This window comes from Gilliamella sp. X-23 (assembly GCF_057063545.1).
This window is the reverse complement of the sequence record NZ_JBXSQG010000005.1, coordinates 65600-89150: the sequence shown is the minus strand read 5'-3', so window position 1 is coordinate 89150 and position 23551 is coordinate 65600. Positions and strand designations below refer to the sequence as shown.

At 37.2% G+C, this 23551-nt stretch carries 28 protein-coding genes, 1 pseudogene and 1 CRISPR repeat array; of the genes and pseudogenes, 2 read left to right on the top strand and 27 right to left on the bottom strand.

Annotated elements, in window-relative coordinates; translation table 11 throughout:
* Positions 1–29: 29 nt before the first annotated feature.
* From ACYH9I_RS04995 to ACYH9I_RS04945, 11 genes and pseudogenes are all read right to left on the bottom strand, one after another.
* A pseudogene (locus tag ACYH9I_RS04995) lies at positions 30–3011 on the bottom strand (TipJ family phage tail tip protein); the annotation flags it as partial.
* Between the two features lie 253 nt (positions 3012–3264).
* Positions 3265–3894 carry a tail assembly protein gene (locus ACYH9I_RS04990; protein WP_483559368.1) on the bottom strand — a complete coding sequence of 210 codons (630 nt, stop codon included), beginning with the start codon at positions 3892–3894 and terminating at the stop codon, positions 3265–3267.
* Complete coding sequence (locus ACYH9I_RS04985) at positions 3837–4553, bottom strand: C40 family peptidase (RefSeq protein ID WP_483559464.1); 717 nt, start codon at positions 4551–4553, stop codon at positions 3837–3839. Before ACYH9I_RS04985 ends, ACYH9I_RS04990 begins: the two co-directional genes overlap by 58 nt.
* 3 nt (positions 4554–4556) lie before the next feature.
* Positions 4557–5261, bottom strand: a complete 705-nt coding sequence (locus ACYH9I_RS04980) for a phage minor tail protein L (protein WP_483559366.1) — start codon at positions 5259–5261, stop codon at positions 4557–4559.
* Entirely contained in the window at positions 5258–5587 is a 330-nt protein-coding gene (locus tag ACYH9I_RS04975) for a phage tail protein (RefSeq protein ID WP_483559364.1), read from the bottom strand. The genes ACYH9I_RS04980 and ACYH9I_RS04975 overlap by 4 nt, the downstream gene beginning before the upstream one ends.
* A 62-nt stretch (positions 5588–5649) precedes the next feature.
* Positions 5650–6123 carry a type II toxin-antitoxin system death-on-curing family toxin gene (locus ACYH9I_RS04970; RefSeq protein ID WP_483559462.1) on the bottom strand — a complete coding sequence of 158 codons (474 nt, stop codon included), beginning with the start codon at positions 6121–6123 and terminating at the stop codon, positions 5650–5652.
* 18 nt (positions 6124–6141) lie between these two features.
* Positions 6142–6321 (bottom strand): hypothetical protein, encoded by a 180-nt coding sequence (locus tag ACYH9I_RS04965; protein ID WP_065567067.1) that lies wholly within the window; start codon positions 6319–6321, stop codon positions 6142–6144.
* 310 nt (positions 6322–6631) lie between these two features.
* Positions 6632–6899: direct repeats of the CRISPR family, unit length 28 nt; unit sequence TTTCTAAACCGCCTACTCGGCGGTGAAC.
* 128 nt (positions 6900–7027) lie between these two features.
* The gene (locus tag ACYH9I_RS04960; RefSeq protein WP_160412916.1) at positions 7028–7216 is read right to left on the bottom strand and encodes a hypothetical protein; all 189 of its coding nucleotides are present in this window, start codon (positions 7214–7216) and stop codon (positions 7028–7030) included.
* Positions 7213–7419 carry a hypothetical protein gene (locus ACYH9I_RS04955; protein ID WP_160432438.1) on the bottom strand — a complete coding sequence of 69 codons (207 nt, stop codon included), beginning with the start codon at positions 7417–7419 and terminating at the stop codon, positions 7213–7215. Before ACYH9I_RS04955 ends, ACYH9I_RS04960 begins: the two co-directional genes overlap by 4 nt.
* Before the next feature lie 51 nt (positions 7420–7470).
* Complete coding sequence (locus ACYH9I_RS04950; protein ID WP_483559362.1) at positions 7471–8232, bottom strand: KilA-N domain-containing protein; 762 nt, start codon at positions 8230–8232, stop codon at positions 7471–7473.
* Between the two features lie 74 nt (positions 8233–8306).
* The gene (locus tag ACYH9I_RS04945) at positions 8307–8468 is read right to left on the bottom strand and encodes an Arc family DNA-binding protein (RefSeq protein WP_141675202.1); all 162 of its coding nucleotides are present in this window, start codon (positions 8466–8468) and stop codon (positions 8307–8309) included.
* A gap of 100 nt (positions 8469–8568) precedes the next feature.
* Between ACYH9I_RS04945 and ACYH9I_RS04940 the strand changes: the two genes are divergently transcribed.
* Together ACYH9I_RS04940 and ACYH9I_RS04935 are read left to right on the top strand one after the other, a co-directional pair.
* On the top strand, positions 8569–8970 hold the full coding sequence (locus ACYH9I_RS04940) for a helix-turn-helix domain-containing protein (protein WP_483559360.1): 402 nt from the start codon (positions 8569–8571) through the stop codon (positions 8968–8970).
* 24 nt (positions 8971–8994) lie between these two features.
* On the top strand, positions 8995–9495 hold the full coding sequence (locus tag ACYH9I_RS04935; protein WP_483559359.1) for a hypothetical protein: 501 nt from the start codon (positions 8995–8997) through the stop codon (positions 9493–9495).
* A gap of 189 nt (positions 9496–9684) precedes the next feature.
* Here the strand turns inward: ACYH9I_RS04935 and ACYH9I_RS04930 are convergent, their stop codons facing one another.
* The 16 genes from ACYH9I_RS04930 to ACYH9I_RS04855 all read right to left on the bottom strand — a co-directional run bounded on the left by ACYH9I_RS04930 (position 9685) and on the right by ACYH9I_RS04855 (position 23545).
* Entirely contained in the window at positions 9685–10713 is a 1029-nt protein-coding gene (locus tag ACYH9I_RS04930) for a hypothetical protein (protein ID WP_483559358.1), read from the bottom strand.
* 505 nt (positions 10714–11218) lie between these two features.
* Positions 11219–14221, bottom strand: a complete 3003-nt coding sequence (locus ACYH9I_RS04925) for a tape measure protein (protein ID WP_483559357.1) — start codon at positions 14219–14221, stop codon at positions 11219–11221.
* 78 nt (positions 14222–14299) lie between these two features.
* Positions 14300–15025: an HNH endonuclease family protein gene (locus ACYH9I_RS04920; RefSeq protein ID WP_483559355.1), complete on the bottom strand. Its 726-nt coding sequence runs from the start codon at positions 15023–15025 to the stop codon at positions 14300–14302.
* A 3-nt stretch (positions 15026–15028) separates the two neighbouring features.
* Positions 15029–16189, bottom strand: a complete 1161-nt coding sequence (locus ACYH9I_RS04915) for an AAA family ATPase (protein ID WP_483559353.1) — start codon at positions 16187–16189, stop codon at positions 15029–15031.
* A gap of 119 nt (positions 16190–16308) precedes the next feature.
* The gene (locus ACYH9I_RS04910) at positions 16309–16890 is read right to left on the bottom strand and encodes a DUF6246 family protein (protein ID WP_483559351.1); all 582 of its coding nucleotides are present in this window, start codon (positions 16888–16890) and stop codon (positions 16309–16311) included.
* On the bottom strand, positions 16891–17379 hold the full coding sequence (locus ACYH9I_RS04905; protein ID WP_411592802.1) for a phage tail tube protein: 489 nt from the start codon (positions 17377–17379) through the stop codon (positions 16891–16893).
* A gap of 10 nt (positions 17380–17389) precedes the next feature.
* Complete coding sequence (locus ACYH9I_RS04900; RefSeq protein WP_483559349.1) at positions 17390–17773, bottom strand: phage tail termination protein; 384 nt, start codon at positions 17771–17773, stop codon at positions 17390–17392.
* Positions 17770–18171, bottom strand: a complete 402-nt coding sequence (locus ACYH9I_RS04895; protein ID WP_483559348.1) for a hypothetical protein — start codon at positions 18169–18171, stop codon at positions 17770–17772. Before ACYH9I_RS04895 ends, ACYH9I_RS04900 begins: the two co-directional genes overlap by 4 nt.
* Entirely contained in the window at positions 18171–18524 is a 354-nt protein-coding gene (locus tag ACYH9I_RS04890) for a hypothetical protein (RefSeq protein ID WP_483559346.1), read from the bottom strand. Before ACYH9I_RS04890 ends, ACYH9I_RS04895 begins: the two co-directional genes overlap by 1 nt.
* Positions 18517–18900 (bottom strand): DUF7370 family protein, encoded by a 384-nt coding sequence (locus ACYH9I_RS04885; protein WP_483559344.1) that lies wholly within the window; start codon positions 18898–18900, stop codon positions 18517–18519. Before ACYH9I_RS04885 ends, ACYH9I_RS04890 begins: the two co-directional genes overlap by 8 nt.
* Before the next feature lie 2 nt (positions 18901–18902).
* Complete coding sequence (locus ACYH9I_RS04880; RefSeq protein WP_091346951.1) at positions 18903–19082, bottom strand: hypothetical protein; 180 nt, start codon at positions 19080–19082, stop codon at positions 18903–18905.
* A 3-nt stretch (positions 19083–19085) separates the two neighbouring features.
* Positions 19086–20156, bottom strand: a complete 1071-nt coding sequence (locus tag ACYH9I_RS04875; RefSeq protein ID WP_483559342.1) for a major capsid protein — start codon at positions 20154–20156, stop codon at positions 19086–19088.
* 9 nt (positions 20157–20165) lie between these two features.
* Complete coding sequence (locus ACYH9I_RS04870) at positions 20166–20594, bottom strand: hypothetical protein (RefSeq protein WP_297223832.1); 429 nt, start codon at positions 20592–20594, stop codon at positions 20166–20168.
* Positions 20594–21763 carry a DUF2213 domain-containing protein gene (locus tag ACYH9I_RS04865; RefSeq protein ID WP_483559340.1) on the bottom strand — a complete coding sequence of 390 codons (1170 nt, stop codon included), beginning with the start codon at positions 21761–21763 and terminating at the stop codon, positions 20594–20596. The genes ACYH9I_RS04870 and ACYH9I_RS04865 overlap by 1 nt, the downstream gene beginning before the upstream one ends.
* Before the next feature lie 61 nt (positions 21764–21824).
* The gene (locus ACYH9I_RS04860; protein WP_174798208.1) at positions 21825–21998 is read right to left on the bottom strand and encodes a hypothetical protein; all 174 of its coding nucleotides are present in this window, start codon (positions 21996–21998) and stop codon (positions 21825–21827) included.
* Positions 21995–23545 carry a phage minor head protein gene (locus tag ACYH9I_RS04855; protein ID WP_483559338.1) on the bottom strand — a complete coding sequence of 517 codons (1551 nt, stop codon included), beginning with the start codon at positions 23543–23545 and terminating at the stop codon, positions 21995–21997. Before ACYH9I_RS04855 ends, ACYH9I_RS04860 begins: the two co-directional genes overlap by 4 nt.
* Positions 23546–23551 lie beyond the last annotated feature (6 nt).

The window sequence follows — 23551 nt, the reverse complement described above, 5'->3', positions numbered from 1 at the left end:
TAAAATAAAAACCACTACGAAGGCGATTATTATTTTTTCAATGTCATTATTGTGATGAAATCTGGTATGCCATCTTTTTTATATTTGTTCGGTGTTTGTGTGTTAACAAAAAAAGTTACATTAGCGGGTATTGTAGTTGAAAGAGTTTCACTTACAGTGAGACTTATCTCTGATGTCTCTATCCTTTTTGTGATAACTTGATTAGTTGCACTATTTCTGATGATGATATCCAGCCTACCAAATGTGAAATAATTCGGGCTCCAGTGGTTATCGCCAGTATGGCCCGGGTGACCAACGGCTGCTAACGTAACTGGTAAAATAAACAACTCTCGATCGAACGACTCAGGTGCTATAGTAACGGAGCCATCTTTTGCACATGTGTGCATTTTTATAATGTCGCCGACAATTTGCATTGCTGTTAACTTCCCTTTAACTTGGCAATTCTCATTAATCACAACATTATTTAATTGCCCTGAGTTCGCATAAATGCTGCCTGCAATATTCGCCCGTCTAGCGTTTAGCGTACCGTCCTCCCATAGTTCAAAAGCTGGAGGATTACCTGCACTGATAACGCTACCTGCAACCATTTTACCGCCTGAGATTAGCGGTGCTTTGATTTCAGTGCCAGCGATTAATCTGTCCCCCCTCATTGTGCCAGTAGCAATTAAATCACCGTCCAAGAACATGGCAGGCTCAATCCAATATGAGCCGTTGTACATACGCGCCTCTGAATGTGCAACTTTCCCCGCACCATCTAATGAGTAAACAATTAGCGTAGTATCACGAGCTGGATAAAATCCGAATTCACGATAAAACATTTGAGTCGCTTCATCATTATTAGTCGGGAATTTACCGTCGTGAGTTTGAATCCTAAATAATCCCCCTGCCCCGTTTTCAGCAATTAATGTTTTGGTGTTAGCAATGAACATTTCTGAACGACCAACAACATTAACTGCATTCACACCGTACCAGTACTCAGTATCAGGCTGACAATCAACATCAGTTAATGTCATAGCTCTACCAAGATAATTGGTTTTTGCTTCAACTTCGGACTTTGTTGTACCTTTGTAGAATTCGAATTGTGTACCCAAGCTCGATACAGACGTCATAACAGGGCGAATCGCTACATTAAAACTACTTGGCGTGAGTACCAAGCCTGATGGTTTAGACGGCGGCAGAATCGAAAAAGCAATCGTAGTTTCATCGCCCAATCGTCCGTCTTCTGCTACCCCTCTAACCGTTGCGCTAAACTTGCCTTGCTGTAATTCTGATAAATAATACTCAGTATCATTAACAGTTTCACGACTAATTAATTTATCATCACGATGCACCTTAACCTCAAATTTCAGGTTTTGAATCGTGCGAGGTGTGGACCATGACAAACGAGCTTGATATAAGTCGGACTCCGGTATAATTTCAGCTTGTAGTTGTTCAACAGGCGGAATTGACCAGCCAAAAATAGTACCACTTTCTGCTTCAAATTTTGCCCCATTATCTACTATCGCCTCTTTTTGCGGTTCATGTTGTAACGCTGTGATTGAGTAAGTGCCGTCGCTGTTTTCAGCAATCGTTATAGCCTTAAATAACCGTGGTTTGATTTTATTGTCATATAAGCCCCAAACCGAATATTCATCGACATTAACACTACTTACTAAAACAATTTGATTAGGTTTAACCTGAGCTTGAATTTTAACTTTTTGTAGTTGCATATTTGTGTCAGTCACACTTAAATACGCATGTTTCATGTGTTTAATGTCAATATCACGGTCTAACGTAATCGTGCTACCATTTGCTTCTAAAATTCGTCCGCCAATAGTTGTACCTGCAAAATCATTATCAGCAATACCGATAATATCGCCGGGTAAATGACGGATACCCTCACGTCCCACGCTAAACGTAACCGTTTGTGTTTCAAGCTTTTCAGTTTGAATTAACCATTTACCAACCCTGTGAGCTTGACCTCTCGACGTACAACCAAACGCATCGATTTGCGCTACATTCAGCCCAAATCGCTTAATTAGTTCATCATCAGCGACGTACTCAGTTGTTGGCTCCCAATTGTTATTAGGGTCAATATAACGCACATGCACAGCAGTATGCCGTGATTTTTGTGCTGCTGAGGTGTAGTTGAACTGCCCCTCGACTACATTTGAGTTTGAATAAATTGCTACAGGGTCGCTTGGTCTATCCATCACCGCAGTGTACTGCGTACCGTCCCAAATTGGCATGGCTCGGAAGATTGAGCACAGGTCGTGAATAACATCGTACGCCTGTCGTTGCTCTGTAATGTAACAGTTACAGGTAAATCTTGCCTCTTTACCGCCAAAACCATCATCAACTAACTGGTCACAGTATTGAGCAATCGTGTATAACGCAAATTTATCAACACCAAATTGACCAATACGATTACCCATGCCGTAGCGTGTATTAGTTAGTATGTCGTAAAATATCCACGCTGGGTTATTCGTCCAAGCAAGCTTAAAATTACCTGACCAAAAACCCTTATACTCTCTCGTTTCGGGAGTGTAATTGTCAGGCACTTTAACTATCATACCTTTGATTAAATAATTACGGCGAGGCACACCACTAAACTGCGATGAATCAAACTTCAAACCAACGACCGCGGTGTTCGGATATGAAAATTTAGTATCGTAAATTTCAGTGTACGAACTCCATAGCGTGTTATTAACTAGCAATGATGATGTGCTGTCTGGTGTTCTGCGCACCACTCGAATGTTAAACGGTTTCGGTGGTAAATCATCTAAAATAACAGAAGTTAAATACTGCGAGCGTGTTTTTTTATCGATTAAATCCACCGTTTTTACCGTTTTCCACACACTACCCACACCGATTTGAATTTCCATTGATACTGAGGTTCGGTTGATGTTGCCTTTTTTATCTGTGGAGCTCAACGACTGCACACCAACAGTAATGCGTACCCTATCAATATTTGGGTCGGTAATGGTTCGCACAATCGGCGTTGCTGCTTTTACTTCCAAATTAACAGGCACTTCGTTTTCGGTTGCCGGAAATCCTTCTAGCGGTGATTGCGCCTGAATGCCTGCCGTCCATTCAACATTAACACCATTGAAATTGTATGAACCGTCGGGCGCTTGAATTGGTGTATCATTTAAAAATATGCTTTGCAATCCGTTTGCTGGACCCTCTATCTGCCCCTCACATAATAAATCAATAATACTCAGTTGCTGGTGTGATTTTAGATTGTCTTGTGCTTCTTTTGGTGTTTTTGCTTTTCCTGAACCTTTACCCATTTTTCTTCCCCTTTATGATTTTATCCCAAGGGATTGGTGTTGTTGGTTTTTTATCTGGATTCGTTGCGTCGTCTAATGTTTCAAGCCCTTGTGACAGCACTTTCGAACCCACTTTTATTAAGCCATAGCAAAGCGGCACAGGTGCTCCTTGCGCTATCGTGTTGTCCAGATTAGAAAAATAGGTGTTTTTATTAGCGCCACCGTCAGCTGATTTGTCTGTTTTGGGTAGTTTGGTTAGCATTTGGGCTACACCACCAATCATCAAACCCAACCCCGCTGCCATTAATGGATAACCCATTGGCGTCCAGTAAAAAATAGCACCAACAACGAACATCACCGCACCAGCTATAAAGCTGAATGCTCCACCTTTTGCACCCTCTGTTTTAGGTACAATATGAATAACAGCGTCCTGAGGTATTCGACTGTGTAGACCAAACTGTAAATTGTCCTCGTTCATATCTACGCCGTTAATTCGCACCCGAAAATAACCGTCCATAATCTGCTGCTTCAAGCCTTTAATTTGACAATACAATCCGTTTAATGCCTCCGCTGCTGTTTCAACGCTCATATTGAACTTATCGCCATATTGTTTAAGATTGCCGTAAAGCCTGACGATTGCCATTTTTTATGCCTCCAAATTGAATGTGTGTATTTAAGCCAAAATCCATCATATAAATCTCGTTTAGAGAGACGATTTGGGCAATGATGTAAAATGAATTGATTGCCGATATAAATGGCTGCGTGGTTGGGTGTTGTCGAGCCAAGACAAACCAAGATAACGTCGCCCTCTTGAACATCCTCAACTTGTTCAAACTCATTTTTAGGTAGTAAATCTAAGTAAAGATTTTGCCCGTTATGCCACCAATCATCTTGCCTTTCGTAATTCGGTAAATCGATACCCGTTAACATGTACGCATCTCGTACTAACGTTAAGCAGTCAGTTTCACCATGCTTAAATTCACGACCAAGCAGTGGCTTGATATACCTGAACTTGTGAATTTGATTGTTGCAAACTAGCCACCAGTTCAATCCTGTTTGCTGTTGATAAAATTGGTCTGCTTGGCTGAGTATCGGTAAACCGTTTGGGTGAGAGTGAACAATTGCGGTTATCTCTCCTTTTTGTTCTGCCTTTATCCAATCGTCAGGGGATATTTCAAATGTTTCGGTTGGTGTAGGTGAAATGTTATTGCATGGCAGATAGGATTTATTATCAATAACAAATCCGCAGCACTCAGCCTCACCGCATTGTTTAGCGTGATTAAGTATTTGTGTTTTCATAATTAATTAAGAGAGTTTAGCAGCAGTTGGAAAACCACCAAAAGGAAGAATACCGTGTTGGCCATGACGAAGCTTACAGCCATTTAGACAACGGCTACATTTATCTTTAGTAATATCGTTTGTGGGTTTATCAAATTCATCAGCTACAGGCCCACCTGTATAGCCGCACTCTGACGAGCGATATATCCAACTGCAAGTATTAGCAATAATGACGCGTGCTGGAATTAATGCGCCGTCTGACTCACACGGTAACGCTAATTCAAACGTAACCACCATTGAATTTTGTTGTTTTACCTGCTCAATCACATAATTTGAGCTGATTTCGCAAAACGGATCGGCATATTGATTACCGTTCTCGAAGTTAACAGCGTCTAAGTATTTAACTGGCACTTCGTGACGTGTGACAATTGCGCCAAGTAAGCCGTCAAAATCGGCTATTAGACCAGTAATAAAACCCATTGCATTGCTAACGCTCATTGTCGGGCGGTTACTAGTGCCCTGCCCGTTTTTCTGAAAACCATCTACTTTAATAGGATATGGCTCATAGATATTACCCTGCCATGTAATCGGACGCCGAAGCTCATTTAATCCATTATGAAAGCGAAATATCGTTTTATTACCCACGATTTTAGTTAAATCGACTTCATACAGGTCAATAATCGCATCTTGTGCTATTTTTGTGATATTAAGTAGCATTTTTTTGGGGATCATGCGACTACCTCCTCAAATGTTGCGGAAATTGTTTTAGCTGCGCCATTGGGCGTTGATGTCCAAGAACGACAAACAACTTTGATCGTTTTGTGAGTGTTAGGCTCTCGCCATAAAAAAGCTTTAACCGCATTGTGTCGGCTAAGAAAATCATCAATCAAGCCGACATCTTCTGATAACCCGACAAATGTTACATTGTATGAGCGCAAATCGTTGTTAATACCGTCCCGAATGCGTTGCTCATAGCCGTCGCCGAATTTAATTACCTTTACTTTCGGTGATACTGAGATTGTGGAGCTGTTTTGCGGTCTCCAGTGAAATGTTTCCATAATTTTCTCCAGACATAAAAAAAGCCCGCAATTGCGAGCTTTAGGTTTGATTTTCTTTATTACTAATTTTTAATAGAACCCATTAGCGTTTCAAGTGAATGCGCATTACTGACGCAAAGAGTTCGTGAGTCAAATTCTTGTGACCAACAAAAAAGCCAGTTTTCTAACTCCTCTACATTATACTTTCCTGTAGCGACTCCAACGCCCATCTCAACAACTTCTGCGTCAGGAGCTTTTAACTCTTGCCCATTTAATAGTAAAAATAGATAACCAGAAAACATAGCCGTTCTTTTATTAGCATTTGCAAAAGGGTGGTTTCTAATTAAACTCTCAATGAGAACAGCCGCCAACCTAAAAATATCCTCAGTTTGTTCGTGATACCTGTAAAGACTGGGTCTAACTTGGGATGAGCCCAAGGTATTCTCATCACGAACATATATAGGCTCTTTAGGTGTCTGTAGTTTAATTAGCAATGAATTGATAAGCTTTATATCATCAACTGAAAGAAAATTGATTCCATCAACTATTTCCCCAATTTGTGACACTAGCATTCGTTAAACCTTTGATAAGTCTCTCATGGCTTTTTTGTAGCGAGCGAACCCAAAGGCAAAGGCATTTAAAACTTGCTCATTATGATTGCAGTCATTACTTAACGCAGGTTTTGCTTTAACCTCTACATGTTTGTCACGTGGAGGAATATAAAGACGATCTTCCTTTATTTGTGCGTGACCCATAAATTCACCTCATTAGTTTTTATATAAGAATGGCTGAGAACTAATAAGCTCTCAACCTCAACTTGATTATAAATACCATAAGGTAAAGAGTAAAGAAAATTTATACTAATTACAAAAAATTAATAGGTGCTATATATTTGACTGTTACACGCCGCTCGTAACCCAAATTTGGGTTACCTTACAAATCAATATGTTAGCTTTAAGTCGTCTTCATTATGAAGATAACTGATAATAAAAAACCGCCCGAAAGTGGTTTGTTCGCCTATTCGGCGGTGAACAGCAGGTTTTACGGGATTAGGCTGTTTAATCATTTCTAAACCGCTTATGCAGCGGTAAACCTATCATTATTTTATGTCTTTTGAAGGGGCTTTTTCTAAACCGCCTACTCGGCGGTGAACGTATCGGAAAACAAATACTTTACGACCGGAAGTTTCTAAACCGCCTACTCGGCGGTGAACATCCATAGACATCATGTACTTAGCAGAGGTGATTTCTAAACCGCCTACTCGGCGGTGAACTTTGAAAGCCTATATCTCTACATCACACCCACTTTCTAAACCGCCTACTCGGCGGTGAACTAGATTATATCAAAGATATCATATTGTTTTAACTAAAATTTAACCATTTCCCAAAAAATAACCCTTTTTTATCACATGAAAATTAATTAATAATAATCAATATATTAAAAAAGGGTCTAAAAAAAGGGTTAAACTAACGACTCAGAATCTTCAACTAATCGCAAAGCATAATTAACTAAATCTTGTAATAACCAAAATATATTTGATTTGTCATCGCTTTCATTAACATTACTACCCATAAGATAAGCCAATGATTTTGCCTGTTCTAAATTTTTAACTATTATTTCATAGTCATAATTATCAATAATATGTTTCATGCTACAACCTCCGCTTTTTCAAATAAAGTTGACATTTCATACGACATTGTAGAGATTGCACCTATACTGTTTATTAGAGTCTCATCAGCCCACTTACTTTGACCATTGTCGCTAATTAATAACTCTGCAATTGCAGCAATGTGATTTATTTTTGCACATAAAACGTTAAAATCGTTCTCTTGAATAATTATATTTCTGTTCATATCTACATCCTCAAGTTGCCCCTCTGCGGGGGCTTATAATTTGTTAATTGGTTAAGCGATTTCTTTATTAATAAGATGATTTTTGATTACATCTATTGCTTTTTCGTTATATCTAAAAGTTTCAACTTGCTTATCAGAAGAACGTGACTTATCGAGTACGAAAATTCCGTAATCATCTGTTTTTAAGTTGAGCTTATTAGCTATACGACCAATTTTATTTGAGGATACGCCGAGTAAATCACCAACCTCACTAGCTGAAAATGTTTTGTTTTCAAGCTTGGGAAGCGGAATAACATTTTTACCAGCAATCGGATTAATTGTATCTGCATAGATAGCTTGCTTAGACTGTTCGCTAAGGTGCGGCAGATTGCTAAACATTTTATCTAATGCTCTGACTGACAATTCTATTGCCTTAGCTTGTCGATACTCTGGTAAGTAAGATTTAAAAGGTTTTTGAATGTTTTTCAATTCACCTTTTTTATAGTCTAAAAATACTTGATTTACCATTAACTGAAATTTTGGACTAATCCAACCTGCGTAAGATACTGCTAAAAGTTCGTGGGCGAAAGTACCAGAAGAAATACCACCTTTTGTGACAGTGATTATTTCTTGACCAAAGGCAGAATTCTGCCTTAGCTCTTCAATAAGTTCTTGGGTGGACTTTGTTGCTAACCATGCTTTAGGTCTTTTAGCATCTTTGCCCCCACTGGCTTTATGCAAAGCATTAAGATTATATCGACCCTCTTTATCGGTTGTGATAGAGATTCCAGCTATTACTGGACAATTAGAGTTGTTTATATTACTATTATTCATGAGTTTTCCTTATTTAGTGTGTGGTTAACTTGATTTGGGCTTTAGCTGGTGGTGCAGTTAAAGCCTTTAGTTTTTTAGATACCTGCAATTTTCTTTTCCTCCTCTGTTAATGACTGTCTAACTCTATTTACAAGCTCTTGGCTCATTGTTCTATCATTCATTGCTGCTAATACCTCAAGCGCAGCTTTAAGGCTTACAGGCATTCTTGCTGATAACGTTACTTTATTTTCTTTCAATGTTTTCTCCTTGTTAATAATAAAATGTCTTAAAGTGTCATGGAATGTATAGTATACTAATTCTAATAATTAACCATGTCAATACATTTCAATACTATTTATGATAAATAATGACACTTTTGCAAAACGATTAATACAAAGAAGAGCTCAACTTGAATATTCTCAAGAAGACTTATCCAAACGAACTGGTATTGCTGCTGCCCAAATATCTAGGTATGAAGCAGGTAAAAATAAACCAAGAGCAAATATAATTTCAAAACTAGCGAATCATTTAGGCGTACCTTTTTCTTGGTTGGCATACGGAGAAGAAACAGATTTATCTGATGGAGATAAAGGAAAAGAAGAAATTGGTGTCTACTTAAATTTACCAAAAGAAAAATACGATTTAATGATGGAGCAAGCTAATAAGCTTAATATGGATATTCAAACTTATATATTTAGAGTGGTTATACCCAACCATCTTGCCCAAGAAGAATTACAAAAAAATCAAACTAAAAAATAACCCCTAACCTATATAGGAATCATGATGGACAAATTTCCAAGAGAAATACAAAATGAATTGCTAACATCATTATATGATGTATTTCCCTACTCTTTAGAAGAAGAAAAGTGCATGTTCATTTTAAATAAATTTGGGGATGATAATAATATTATTGCCAATCTTAAATATCTAATTGATCATAGATTAATATCTGAAAACTCTATTTATCAAACATCTGATGGATATCATGTTAACGATTCGGCTTTAATAATAACAACAAAAGGCATAGATTTTATCCGTGATGATGGCGGTCTATCTTCAATACTTAATGTTACAACTATTAAAATTCACAATGAAACATTAGAAAAACTGGAAGATATTATCAAGCAATCTTCATTAACTGAGGCTGAGAAGAAGACATATCTTGGTAAGTTGAAAGAGCTTCCTGTAGACGCCACAAAACATTTGGTATTGAAACTATTAGACTTGGGTCTATCTCGGACTCCTGACGTAATTCGACTAATTTCATCATGCTTCCAGCCTTAATAAATTCATTATGGTCTCTAACCTTGGTTAAGCGACCATAATACTCCCCAAATAACCTTATCCAACAATCTTCATGCCGATCTGTAGCGAGTATTACGCCATTTTTATCATGAAAAACTATTGAAAAAACTTTCATATGGATACCTTATTTTAGATAATAAAAAACCCTCTTAGAGGGTTTGAATTGCTTTAAATGGTGTAATATTTCGTCAACATATCATATAGCGCAATAATTTCTTTTATTTTTTTGATACTTTCTTTATCGACCTGTTTATCTTTATTGTAATTAGAACCATAGAATCTTACAGTCGCCTCTTCATTTTCATCTAACAATCTAATGCTATCCAAATCTTCTTTGGGACATGTAAAATCATACCATTCATCTACAGTTGATGAGCTATATCTTTTAAATTGGACATTATCGCGAGATAGTCTTTTTCCATTTTGAAAAACAACAAAACTATTTGCAAAAACCCAATCCGATCCGTGGTATCTAACTTCAACAAAAGGGGATAGCACCCCTGCGCTAGAAATATTTAAATACATTTCAAAAGGTGAGTTTCCACTCATAGTTATTTGATAAAAATTATCAATATGATCATGCTTTAAAGAAATCACACCGTTCTTCAATGTTGTTAATAATAGTCTTGCATCCGTTTCATTATTTATTTTTTTAGTTAAATTTTGTAATGCTTTAAAAACACTCCAGTCTAAAACCAACCCATTAGATAATCTAACAGTATAAATAGCATCTTTTTCTACTATGACTTTTTGGATGTAGACATCATTAATATTTTGGAGTTTTAATTTTTTTGTGTCTTCAACCATTTTACTTACTTTTTTATATTCCTCTGGAGTTATCAGCAATTTATCTGAATCATATTTTTCCTTTAAAATATCACTAGATAAATAAAAAACATCTCCATTTTTTAAAATAATCTTCTTGTAATCAAAAATATCCGTTGAAATTATTTTATCCACATACCCCTCCATCCCCCCATATTTTCCGATTTCCAATAGGGTGGTTTTTGATTTAGGGGATGTTTTAACCAACATATTTGAAAAAGAAAATTCATTTAAAATGAATATTTCTTTTCCATCTGGTTTATATTTTTCCTTCTTTATTGCAGAAGGAGAAGTACTGGGAGTGCTTGATTGATATTCAGCCGAAGAAATAAAAGACAAAACGAACATTAAACAAAATAAGACCTTTTTCATACCACCTCCTTAATTTTTGGATAATGGTATGAAATTTATTAACTAAGAGCAATAAAAAACCGCCCGAAAGTGGTTTGTTCGCCTATTCGGCGGTGAACAAAGCATTTTCATAGATATAAGCTTCTCTTTTTTTCTAAACCGCCTATTCGGCGGTGAACATCAGCTAGAAGTTGCTAAGCTTGAAGCCAAATTTCTAAACCGCCTACTCGGCGGTGAACTGCACGCAATGCAGGCTCTATCAACTCTATGTTTTCTAAACCGCCTACCCGGCGGTGAACTAGATTATATCAAACATAGCCTTTTGTTTTAACTAAAATTTAACCATTTCCCCGAAAATAACCCTTTTTTCTAGCTCTTAAATTAATCTATATTTTTCAATGGATTAAAAAAGCGATTAAAAAAAGGGTTGTTGAGTTCACCACCAAAAACGCCAGAAAAACTTTAATAAAATCAATGCCTTTTCTGACGGTTTTTTGGGTGAAAATATGAGAATTCATCTATAAAATCAACGCCGATTTAGCAGCCCCCCTGGTCTTTGTTCTTCTTGAATTACACTTCTTAGTGCTTGTTTCAGCATTCTAGCTGTCTCGTTAGCTGCTTCTTTATTGTCTTGCCCGTCACCAAAAGAGATGTTTTGAGTGATATTATTTATGATTGTTCTGCTTGCTGAGCCTCGAGATAATTTATTGGATGGAATAACTTCACCATTTTTATTTGGTATCATGTACTGCTTTCCATGAGCAACAAACAATTCAGGTTCTCCACTTTCATTTACTCTATAAGCTTTCCCAACATCAACACCGCCACCTCGAAGTCTTCCCCCTCCGTATGTGATGCCTTTTAACGTAGACAAAACTTGTCCGCCTGCGCTTGCTACTGCTGCCATGTTTGCCATTTTTGCTGCTGTGGTCGTCGCTGTCTGATCGTTCATCGCTTTCATAATTGCAGAGTTTAAATTAAGCATCGCATCAGCTATTGCAAAGCCTTTGCTGATAGCGAAAAGTGCTTTATATGCTGAACTTGATTCACCAGCAAAAGCTCCTAGCATATCAGACATACCTCCAAACAGATCTGATGATGATTTTAGTATTGCTCTTGTAGACTGTAGCTTAGCTTCAGCTGCTTCATCTTCAAGTTTTTTTCTTTTATCTACAGCATCTTGAGTTATCGCAGTTAAAGCATCTTGATAAGTTTGTTCGTTGGCAAGTCCTGTTGCTCGCCATTCGTTTAACTTATCTAGTTTTTCCTGCTCATCAATATCTATTTGTTCTAAAGGTGATTTTTTATTGTAGATTTCTTGTTGTGCAAAATTTTCACCTGATTGTGAATTTTGCAAGTTTTCTTGCTCTTGAATTAATCGCTTAAGCTCTTCTGTTTGTGCTGCTGTCGCTTTTGTGCCGATTTGTTGGCTGATTGCAAGTGCTTTCGCTTCAACTGTTAGATGTTTAGCTTCTAATTTAGCAACTTCTAGCTGATTTTTAAGATTTTTTATTTCTTCCGCATAAGTTCTTGTTGTGCCTGAACCTCTTTTTTTACTAGCGTTTAGCTTTTCGTTTGCGTCATAAACTTTACCTAGCATTTCAAATAATGGCTGTAGAACTTTTCGAACTTTTTCAGAAACAGAAGCCCATTCAATCGAGCCATCAATTAACCCTCTAATTGTTGTTTTGTATTGCTCGCCAGCATCGCCAAGCTCGTTTAACGCATTTTCATATATGTACGCTGCTTTCTTATTTCCATCTAGTTTCATTTCTGAAATTTCAAGTTGCGTAGAAAGCGCTTTAACTTTATCGTCAACTTTGTTTTTGCCTAGTTTTTCTAACGCTTTAGCAAAGCCGTCAACTCCTGTAGCAGCTTGCTCTGCTCCTGCGCTTGTGTCTATTAACAACGTGTTGATGTAGCTCATTAAGCCACGGATATTTGAGATGCTTTGCTTTGTTGTATCAATACTAGCTCTAAGCGCTTGAGCTTTCTCTGTTAGTCTATTAATTGCTCTTTCTGGGTGTTTATAATAATTCCCACTTGCTATAATGCTATTTAGTTGTTTTTCGGTTTTCTTAAGTTCAGCTTCTTGTTCTGACAGCTCACTAGTTGCAATCTTTAGTGACTGCATATAGTCTTGTTGTTGTTTAATTAGCTGTGCGTACGTTAAAGACTTTAAAGACTCTCTTAAATCATCAACTTTATCTTTAAAATTAATCGCAGCCTCTCTCGCTTCATTTGCTTTGCTCGCCCAAGTCATTAACGCACCAGCAGCCATGATCGCAATTCCTGCTGGTCCACCAAGCAAGCTTAGCCCTCCTTTTAGTAAGTTAACCGCTGTATTAGCTCTAGCTGTAGCTGCTGATAATGCATTTTTTGTCACAGTCTCGGCTTTATCTAATTCAATCATTTTTGCTTGTATAGCCGACATTCTATTTGCTTGAATAATACGATCTTCAACTGATTTTGCAGCTCGATAATTCGCTTCAGCAAATTGCAGTGAAATAGATAAACTTTGACGTTCTATATCAATTCGTTTTAATTCTGCTCTAGCTAACTCTACTTCTTCTTTAGTTTCATTTCTAGAAGCTATCGCTGATGCAATTTTTGCTCTTGTTGCTGCGGTCAACGATGTTAAATATCGTCCAGCAAGAATTGCTGACAAAAAACCAGCGCAACCAATAAGTACATTCATATTTTCAGCAAGCATTTTTATGCCACTAACTAAATGTTGAGTTGCTCCTGTTGTGTTATCTAGTGAACCCAATGCCTCTTTTAAGCGATTGGTGAAATGATTAGAGGCATCACCAAGATTATTACGCATATTATCAGCAAGTGCCGCGGTTTCATCTTGTGCCGCTATCATCGCATCAGTAAAGTCAGACATAGATAATTTGCCGTCAGAAGCCATTTGTCTGACCTCTGCTTCTGTTTTCTTTAATCGTTTACCTAAAGTTTTAAGCACGCTCGGCATAGCTGCGAATACTGACATCGCATCAATACCAGCTAACTTACCTTTCATTTGCGCTTTGGTTAGCGCATTGATAGCAGATTCTGCGCTTATTGCGTTAGTTTTATTGATTGTAAATAAGTTAGATAGCGTATCAATATAAGATAGCGTACCTTGCGTACTATATCCTAGTTCGCTCATTGAATTTGAAAGGCGTACATATAACTCGGTGGATTCTTCTATGGTGCGACCGTTTCGGTTTGATGTTGTCATAAGCTGTTCTTGAACATCTTTTAACGCCATTCCAGCTAATCCAGTATTTTTTAGTCTATCTTCTAAATCTTGCCAAGCATTAGCATAAGCAAAAACTTGATTAGTAACTAAAGCAGCAACAACACCTCTTGCTACTTGAGTTAATTTACCCATTGAACCGCTTAACGAATTTACCGACCTGTCTGTTTCGTTAAACCCCTCCTGCGCTCTTTTGTTAAAACTAGACACTTGTTTATCGGCTGTTAATAAAGCCCCTGTTTTAGCATCAATTGTGTAATATATACTTCCTGCTTCAAATGACATAAAAACCTCTTATAGAAATTTAGGTAATAAAAAACCACCCGAAGGTGGTTTAATTGAATTTGGTTGGTTAACGATAAGTTATCTAGAGTCTAGGGCTATTTTTTTGCAGGTTTCATACATTTCATCAAGATTATCATCCCATAAGTCATTATCGATTAAAAGTTGTTTGATTATTTTTGTATCTTTGTTATTAATCAAAGTAAAAGCGAGGAAAGCAGAAAAAGCTTTATCTGGTTGGCAAAACTGTAATGTTTTACTTATACCATTTCTAACAAAATCAATATTACTTTGATTATCAACTAAATTTTCTAAATCTTGATTTATTTTATTTGATGCCTTTAATCGAGATAAAACCAACCTTTCATCATAATTTAAATCCAATTTTTTAATAGTATTGTCACCTTTTGAACCTACATTTCCTTTTGGATACAAACGACAAGCTTGAATAGATAAATGTAATTTAGGATCATCCTCATAAGGATTTATAATAGGTGTTATAACAACATCCAAACTCCCTTTTCTGAGATTACACCTTTTACATGAAGGTAACAAATTATCCCAATTTACGACTTCATCAGGATATCGTTTTTTACATTTAAAATGCTCAACTTCCACGTATGAATCTTCAATCTGTAATTGGCATTCACAATAAGCGCATTTGGTGTTGCTGCTTTCTAATAATCGCTCCTTTATTTTTTCGTGATTCCATACAGCATCAGAATTAGACTTATACCTTTCTGTTAGTTCTTGAACTTTATCATCGCTTAAATAATCGGGTCTTTTCCCTTTTTCTAACTTAATCATGGATTACCCCTTAAGCGCATCCAATTGCATTTTAAAAAGGGCTCTTAAAGGGTATGTAGGATGAAGTAATTTATCTAATTCGTTATGAGCTTCAGTAGCAGCTTTTATATCATTATCATCTAGCGCCCTACTAAATTTTGTGTAAACTTCCCTATATTTTTCTGTTCTAACATCTCTCATACCCATTACATCAGTAAGGATTTCTTCAACCGTCCAACCTTTAAAGCCATGTGGGGCGATATCTAAGGTTCTTTTTTCTAAATGACCATTTTCTCCTGATAAAGCTATAACTTCGTTCGCCTCGGCGGTTTGGATAACGTGAGGGCTATGCGTGCTGATGATAAATTGGGCTTTCGGAAATGTTTTTGTAAGAACGCTGCAAACTTTACCTTGCCATTCAGGATGAAGGTGTAACTCTATCTCATCAATTAGAATAATTCCATTAAAGTCTGATGCTAAAACATTGTTGTCTTGGAATCGATATTCAATTTCTTTAATTATCCCTAGCAAAATAAATAAAATAGACCTAAATCCAGAAGATAAAAGTTCAAAATATATTTCTCCCGTAGGCGTTTTTACAATTATTTCATTTTGAGTAGTAGTTTTACAAAAGGTAACCTTATTATCAAGTAACGAAAAACAGCTTATTGCTAATTTAATGTTTTCTTGTTGAACATCAGTTAAATTATTAACATGCGCGCTATGCAAATACCTAGAAATAAACCATTGTTTTATATCATCATTATCTAAACCTTCAGCGTTTTCCCTTGTTCTATTGGTAATGTCTGGGTCTGAATTAATACTACTTTCTTGCCTATATTTAAAAACGCGATTAACTTTTAAATATAGTAAATTGAAATTTGCATTTTTATCATTATTAACACATTCCCATGTTTTATAGGTAAGATTTGTATATTTTTTCTTTATTGGTCGCGAAATTACTTTTCCATCTACTGAGCTTTTTATGCATCCTTGTTCAAAACCTGATTTAACACTAATAGATATCGGTTCATAATCTGAAAACAATGATGCAATTGAATCCAAAATATTTGTTTTACCTATCCCGTTTTCACCGCAAATAATATTTAAGTTGGGGTCAAAACTATCTAACGACAAGCTAGATATACCGCCAACATTTTCTATTTTTAGTGATTCAATTTTCATTGCATTATCCTGTTTACTTTTATTGTTAGAATAATAGCATAATATTTCGATAAGTTGATCATTAAATGATCTCTTAAAGGTAATGGATTTTTTCATATTATTAATAAACCAAGAAGAAATTAGAGGGTTAATCCGACAATAGAATCCGCATAAGACATGGCAGAATCGTAATCATCTTGTGAGATAATATCTGTATCGTGATTAGGGAATTTTGCTTCCATCGCCTCTTGAAATGCTGTCATTGACATATTCCATGCGTCAAGCTCGTTCATGCCAAGATGAGCTACCGCTAGATAAACAAATTTTTTAGCATGAAATTCATTACTATAGCCTGTATCTTCGCTGTTTTTTTTAGGCGAAACATCACCAATTAAGCCGTGTTTTAACAAATGCTGAGATAGAATCAACTTATCTTCAACAGGTATCACCGCTTCCACATTAACCAGTTTATCTTCGCCTTTAATATAACCAGTAATAACAGAACAATCCGTTGTACAACACGCTTCAAGTATTTTGTCAGCGCATTCTATGACAGATGTGAAATTGTTATTATTTATTTCGCCAAAAATGATAGAAAAAATCTCAACTATTTCATCTGGTTTACCTATCTTTGTCATATTAAGAAAAGATGGAATAAATAAATAATCAATTTCTTTATGATGAATTATAAATTCCCCAATGTCCTTTATTACTGGTTTCATCTACGCTTTCCTTGATACTACTTCTGGGATAACGGTTCTTGTTACATTGCCTGCGCTTGTCCCCTCAATTGACCACGTGCAAACATCATCGTATGGGTATTCTTCCGTTAAGGAAGACAATAAATAACACCCCTCGATCACCCTGTTAATAGTTGGATTGACAATTTTAATCCAAGCGTACGGTTGTCCATCGGTGTCCTGAGACGGGCTTTCGATGTGATCTAATAAAGCGCTTTGATTCTGGATGTCATCACCTCGTGAAATTCCGTCAAATGACACCGTCTTTTCCTTGGTTGTAACCATTGATTCAGTTGTACCATCTTCGGATGTATCGGCTGTAACATCAATTGTGTTCCAGTTGACACCACGTGATTTACCCCGAATCATGCCAAGTCGTTTATAATCCGTATCATTTGGTTTTTTGTCTGGATTACCAATTGAATAATAAACACCGACCTTTCGACCTGTTCCTGCATTACTTTTAGCCATAATGTACCTCTTATCTTGATATAATCATTTGAGCGGTAAATTCAAAAATAAACCGCCCTTCTTCTGTGTTTGATTGTGTTATTCCGCCGATTGGACTCATTGAAATAACATTGTTGGATTCAAAATCATCTAGCATAAACTGCCTGATTTCATCTGCTTTATCGTTAACCGCTACGATATTCGAATCATTGATCGCTGAAATAATTACAATCCTAAAATAATCTCGCGTTATCGCCTCGCTAGCATTACCGCCACCAGCAGGGACAATCACAATATATCTATTGGATTTTGTGTTTTTTACTTCAACCCATTTCCGAAATTGTAAAATGTAATCATCAAGTAAATTATGTGAATTCAGCCAGCTTTTGATTGAGTTATATGTATCAGAAATCATATTTTGTAACTCTCCCTAATGACCTGCTGTATGACATCCTTACCGTCCCGTTCAAATCCCTTTTTAATAAAATCAGGTTCAGCGTGAGGAGACCAGTAATTACCCTTTGATTTTTTACCCGTTCTCGGCTTCCCTCTTAATTTTGCTGTTGCGTTATTAACGAAAGCAGCATAATTAGCCGTATAACCAACTCTACCAACCCAACCTTTTGGGATTGGTTTTAGTTCTCTATACTGCGAATTAATAAGATTGGATGTGTCGATTGGAGTAAGTGGAGCAACAAAAGACATACCAACAATCATAACTTGCTGGATAATCCTTTGGGTTCTGATGTTGGCAATTTCATTCGTTATCCTGTGAATATTTCTATTCACTTTTGAAACGCCTTTAACTGCCATTATGTAACCACCTCATAATCAGGGATTTCACCAAAAGCGCTCATATCATATTCAAGCACAAACTCCACTTTTTCAGCGTTTGAGGCTTCTAACGATAATGAAGTTTTATCACCTTTTGCTATGAAGTCGCCCTGTTTGATTCGGCTGTCTTCGGTGTAAAAAGTTGTTTTTCTTACTCTTTCAACACCCAAAGAATCAATGTAAGCACCCAATGCGTTTGGCGCTTCATCTTTCCATGTGCATTTCACCAAATAAGGTTGACCGTAAGTATCAACATTGTTTTCTCCGTCGTATCCTGTATGAGGATATACGGTTGCAACATTTGTATAGCTCCAATTCGCGGTATTACTCATCCCTACCTCCCACAACTAAAAAAAATGGTTTCTTTGAGCAAGAAATACCTAGACAATCAGTACAACCGTGGACATCAAGATTTTTTAGTAATGAGTACAGGGATTTAAAACCCACGTCATCATATTTAAATGACCTAGATGCACCGCTTGGTGCTGATTGTGATGCGATTTTTCTTGCTCCTTGCATTTGAGCCAGTAAACAAGCTGAGTAAATAAGTATCAAAAGTTGGTCGGCTTCTGAATAATTATGAGCAACCAAGCAATCACTGATTGAATTCACCTTATTAAGGATTGCGTCAATAACAATGCTCGGTACAGAATAACCAAGCTCTGATAACATTTGATTAACGTCTTCTGCGGTTACCTGTACTGACATGATTATTTACCCTTTTTCTTTTTGTCTGCTTCAACTTCAACAGATTGCTGCTCTAACACAATTACACGCCCAATAAAAGCGGTAGGAATGTCTGTAGCGCAAAACTCATACCCGATAGGTAGTTCAGCCACAGCGCCATCAATGCGGCCGAAACAGCCGCGTTTAGTTACCCGTAATTTCATCAATTACCCCCGAGCGTTAAAGACTTTGCTTTTACCGTTAAAGTCACGTTTGATTTGCAAACCAAATGCCGACCAAACAAGTGTTTGATAGTTGTCATGCGGATTAATTCGTTGCTTCATGAACGAGCCAATCGGTGCAGCAATGCGGGTTTTAATGTACTGAGCATTACGAACGTAACCAAGGAAGTGATTGTCTTTTAACTCAAATGTTTTGGTGAATGAAGCGATATAAGGGCAGTATCGTAAAATATAGTCTTTTACTGTTCCCTCTTTAAATCCATTTGAATTAGAGTAAGGAAGATTTAAACGGCGCTCAATCTCAGGAGAGATAAAGACTTTTAATTGTTCTGACACTAAATTAGCATCAAGAATGACTACAAAGTCTTTTGTGAAGAAATTAATAATATCGTCGTTACTTGTGGCTGTTGATGTTAAGTCAATATTAAAACCTGACGCACTTAAATCCACTTGATTGGTGTGTGGATGATTAGTGATACCTTTACCCTCAAAGTTTTGTACTTTGATTTTTTCATCACCTGTTAAAATGTATTGCGCCATATTTTGGCGTAATGCCGCCACTGCTGCTTCTTGGTCATCTGACATTGCGTCGATGTTTTCAGTTTGAAAACCTAACCATTCACGCCATTCACGAGCATAACCTGTTTTAAAGATTGGCACAGGGTCGCCGTAATGGTCATAAACAACCTTATCTAGCGTTTCTGGCTCTTGCCCTGACATTGAGCGATTAACATATCCTGCATCGCTTGAAACACGGTATAGTGCCGCTGTTTTGCCAATAGAGATAGGCGTACCTAATGACAATAAATCATCAAGTAATGGCGCACCCTCATCATCACGAATAACACGGGTAGTCACGTTATCCACTTCACGCCAGTAATCTTGGGTTAAGATTGCGGCTTGATTAACTTCAATAGCATTGCCGTGTGTTGCGCTCATTTGGTTTTGAGCGTTATTAAAGATTTGACGGCTTGCTTTTAACTGATTCCAAGCCTGTGCTACTTGAGCGGAATTGGTAATTAATTTTTTATTAAAAATAATCTTTTCGTTCTTCATTATTGCTCCTTAAGCTTTACGAACTCGAACTTGTTCAGCGGTTGCGCCAACGGTATAGGTTTCAAATGCATAGAACAGCACCGCATCAGTACCGCTTGCTTTTTTTAGTGTACCGTCACCGTTAGATGCTAATTTGTCACCAACTGTTAACGCTTCACCTGCTTTTACTAAAACATGGTAAGTAACATCATCTTCACAAATAATGGCGATGCCTGATGTGTCATTAGGTACGTTGTCGCGAATATCATGTCCACCCAAATAATCATTTGTGATGACTAAGGCTTGAGTTTGCTCACCTGCTGCCGAATGTTTCATTAACTTATTGTTAACCACGGCAACCAAAGAGCATGGCGCAATCGCTTCACCTGTTTTTAAGTCAATTGTTTGTGGGTCATTTTTACGTGCTGGACCACCAATCACGGTTTTAAATCGAATCATTACTCTGGAGCCTCCATGTTTAATAGTGAATTATCTGAATTATTAGCAAAACCACCGCTAATAGGCGCTGTTTTAACGCACTGTGCGTATAAGGCATCTAACGGCTCACCAGATAGCGCATTGACTGCAGTTTGTGTCATATTGAACTTGGCTTTTACCGCTTCCCGTTTAGCGGATAGTTCTTTTTCTGTGTTTGCATTTACTGCTAATTCAAGACTTGTAACCTTGTTCATCAATGCTTTAGCCCATGCTGGTGCATCTTCGGCATTAGTTGCATTTTTCTTCTCCTGTTCAGCTTTTTTCTTTTCTTCTTCCTCAGAAGTTTTCTTTTTTTCAATTGCTTCTTTGGTTGTTTGCTCGTTATAAGCCTTTAACAGTTGCTCATCTGATAAGCCATCGGTCTTAATACCAGCAGCATTCAAAGCTAGTAAGATTTTTTCTTTCATTAAGTCTTCTTCCTCTTTTTGATTAAATTTAAATACGCTTAAAACCTCTTTAATGGTTTTGCTAATTACATTGCTTACTGAATCTTCTGAACACTCAATAAGGCTTACGTTTTCAATTGGCGATTTTTCACCGTTGGAGTTAACAAAAATGCCCACCCCGTCATCTGGCGTGGCTGCACCTTGTTTATCTGGCAGTATTGCAACATGATCGAACTTCATGTTTCGAGCTATTGACTTGTATCGTTTGCCTTTTGATGTGCCTGATTGATTATCGGGTGTGTAAGTTAGCCCCGTTGACACATGAATTGGTGTGGTATTCTTCCCACTCATCATGTCATCAAGTCGATTCACAAGCATTCGACCTTTTTCAGTGCTTTCTGCAAATTTTCTATCGATATAAGCATCCATAAGCACCCTATCGTTAGATTTGCGAACATTTCTGCCCCAAGCACCAATATAGAAGTTATTAATAGCTTGAGGGTTTAATGCGGAAACGTGCTCGTTATTTATTCGTGGATGATCAAGTGGCATTAAATTATCATTCAATGTCATGTACGATTTGTTAATTTCATCTGCCGGGTAGAAAATTCCATTCATGACAATATCATCGACAATGGGGACCACATCATTGATAACAATGTGCTCTTTACCGTCGATGATTTGCGTTGATATTTTGGATTTACTATTAACGACAGATAAAACATTTACACTTTTAAGTGTCATGCTTTACCTCGAGTGAATTTTAGATATAAAAAAACCGCCAGATGGCGGTTCAGTGAATTAATTACTCATTCCTTATAACAAACAGAGATTCAGCAAAACTCGCTAACATGCGCCTTTCCGTTTTGTCGGCAGCTTGGTCGATAATTTGTTGCAATTGTTCCTCTGCGTCATCAGGAAGTGGCTCGGTGTTAATCAGTTTAGTTGCTTGCTCAACTAATAAATCAAACTTATTCATTTAATGCCCTTATCTAACGATTGGAAAAATTTAAATAGTTCTGCATGTAGTCTTTTTTTAGCTTCTATGCGATTTTCAATATACAACGAAAACGCCTCAGCGACAAATTCTCGTTTGTTACGTTGAGCATACTTACTAATTGCGTGTGCCCAACCTCGTCCCCACAATTTCTTAATGATATTATCAATTTCTTCCTGGTGTTGATAATGTAATGCGTGTCCCATCTCATGAGCATAAACGCCTCTTGGAGTTGATACCGCTATCCACGGGATGTAATCCATTTCATGAATTATTTTAGCTAATTCTTCGTTATTAGTCTGACCAATCATATTTATAGAGCTTCGTTTATATCCATTTGCTTTACTTTTTAAATCCTCTTCTAACAACGCTTTTTTATCAACGCTATCAGATGTAATAAGCAATGCATTAGCTTTATGTGAATAAGCAGCCAACATCTCTTTTGGAGGTTCTGGATATTTATAAATATCACCTGTTATTGTTCCAGCATACCTAAATTTAGGTAGGTTAAATCGTTCTTGAATTTCCGATACCAATTTCAGGCATGGTGCTAACTCTTTAGTATCAATATCTGGCGGTAGGTTTGAGGTTTCAGTAATGTGTTTTCTTGCCCATTCATTAGCGTCTTCAACAGAATTTAAGCTTTGCTGTTTCGGTTTGTTTTGTTCACGCCATTCATCAGATTCTTTCAATAATCTGTCAATACTGGCTTGATTATGTGGATCACCTTTTTCATTAAGCAACACCGCAACTTGGGCGCAATAACAATTGTATCGATTACCGCTTTCTTCATACCAATCAGCCACTTGTTCAACAGTATAAACCTTGCCGTGTCTATCAACGTGCGTGGCCCTTGAAGTGGGTTTTAAAGCAGACATATGTAATAAGCCTGTCTTTAACCCTAACTCCTCTTGAGTGCGTTTAGTTTCGTCCCATGTTGCTTGGCGAAGTGCACCTACTTGTTCGGTTTGAGCGATAGCCTTAGCTTTGCTATATGAAACATCAATCCTTTTACTAATAATATCGGCTGTTTCTCGTGGGTTAATCCCTCTTGCTACAGCACTACTTAGAACGTTACCTAAATCGCCTTTTAAACCATCTGCAACGCTTTTCCAGTCATTAAATGTAGCTGTATAGGCAAGTCCAATCCTGCGAATGTACGCATCACTAAATAACAGTGATTCCAGTGATGTAGCTTGTGAATAGAGTGTTGATTGAGTAGATAGATTATGAAAAGTTCGATTAGTCCCCATTTGATACATATCAGCAACAAACTTACCTGCCCAAAACCTGTCAATACCGCCATCAATTAAGCTTTCATCAATAATTTCTTGAATGCGAGTTAACACCCTAGCAAGTTGATTACCGTCAACAGTGTAATTAACGCTAGCGTTAACAACATAAAGCGTGTTATCAACAAATATCGCTGTTTTAGTCGGCTCTTTAGTATAGTAGCCTAAACTTAATTCGATATGCTCAATAATTGATTGTTTGATTGTTTTGTAGCGTTTTTGTATTTCGCTACGCATTTGGAG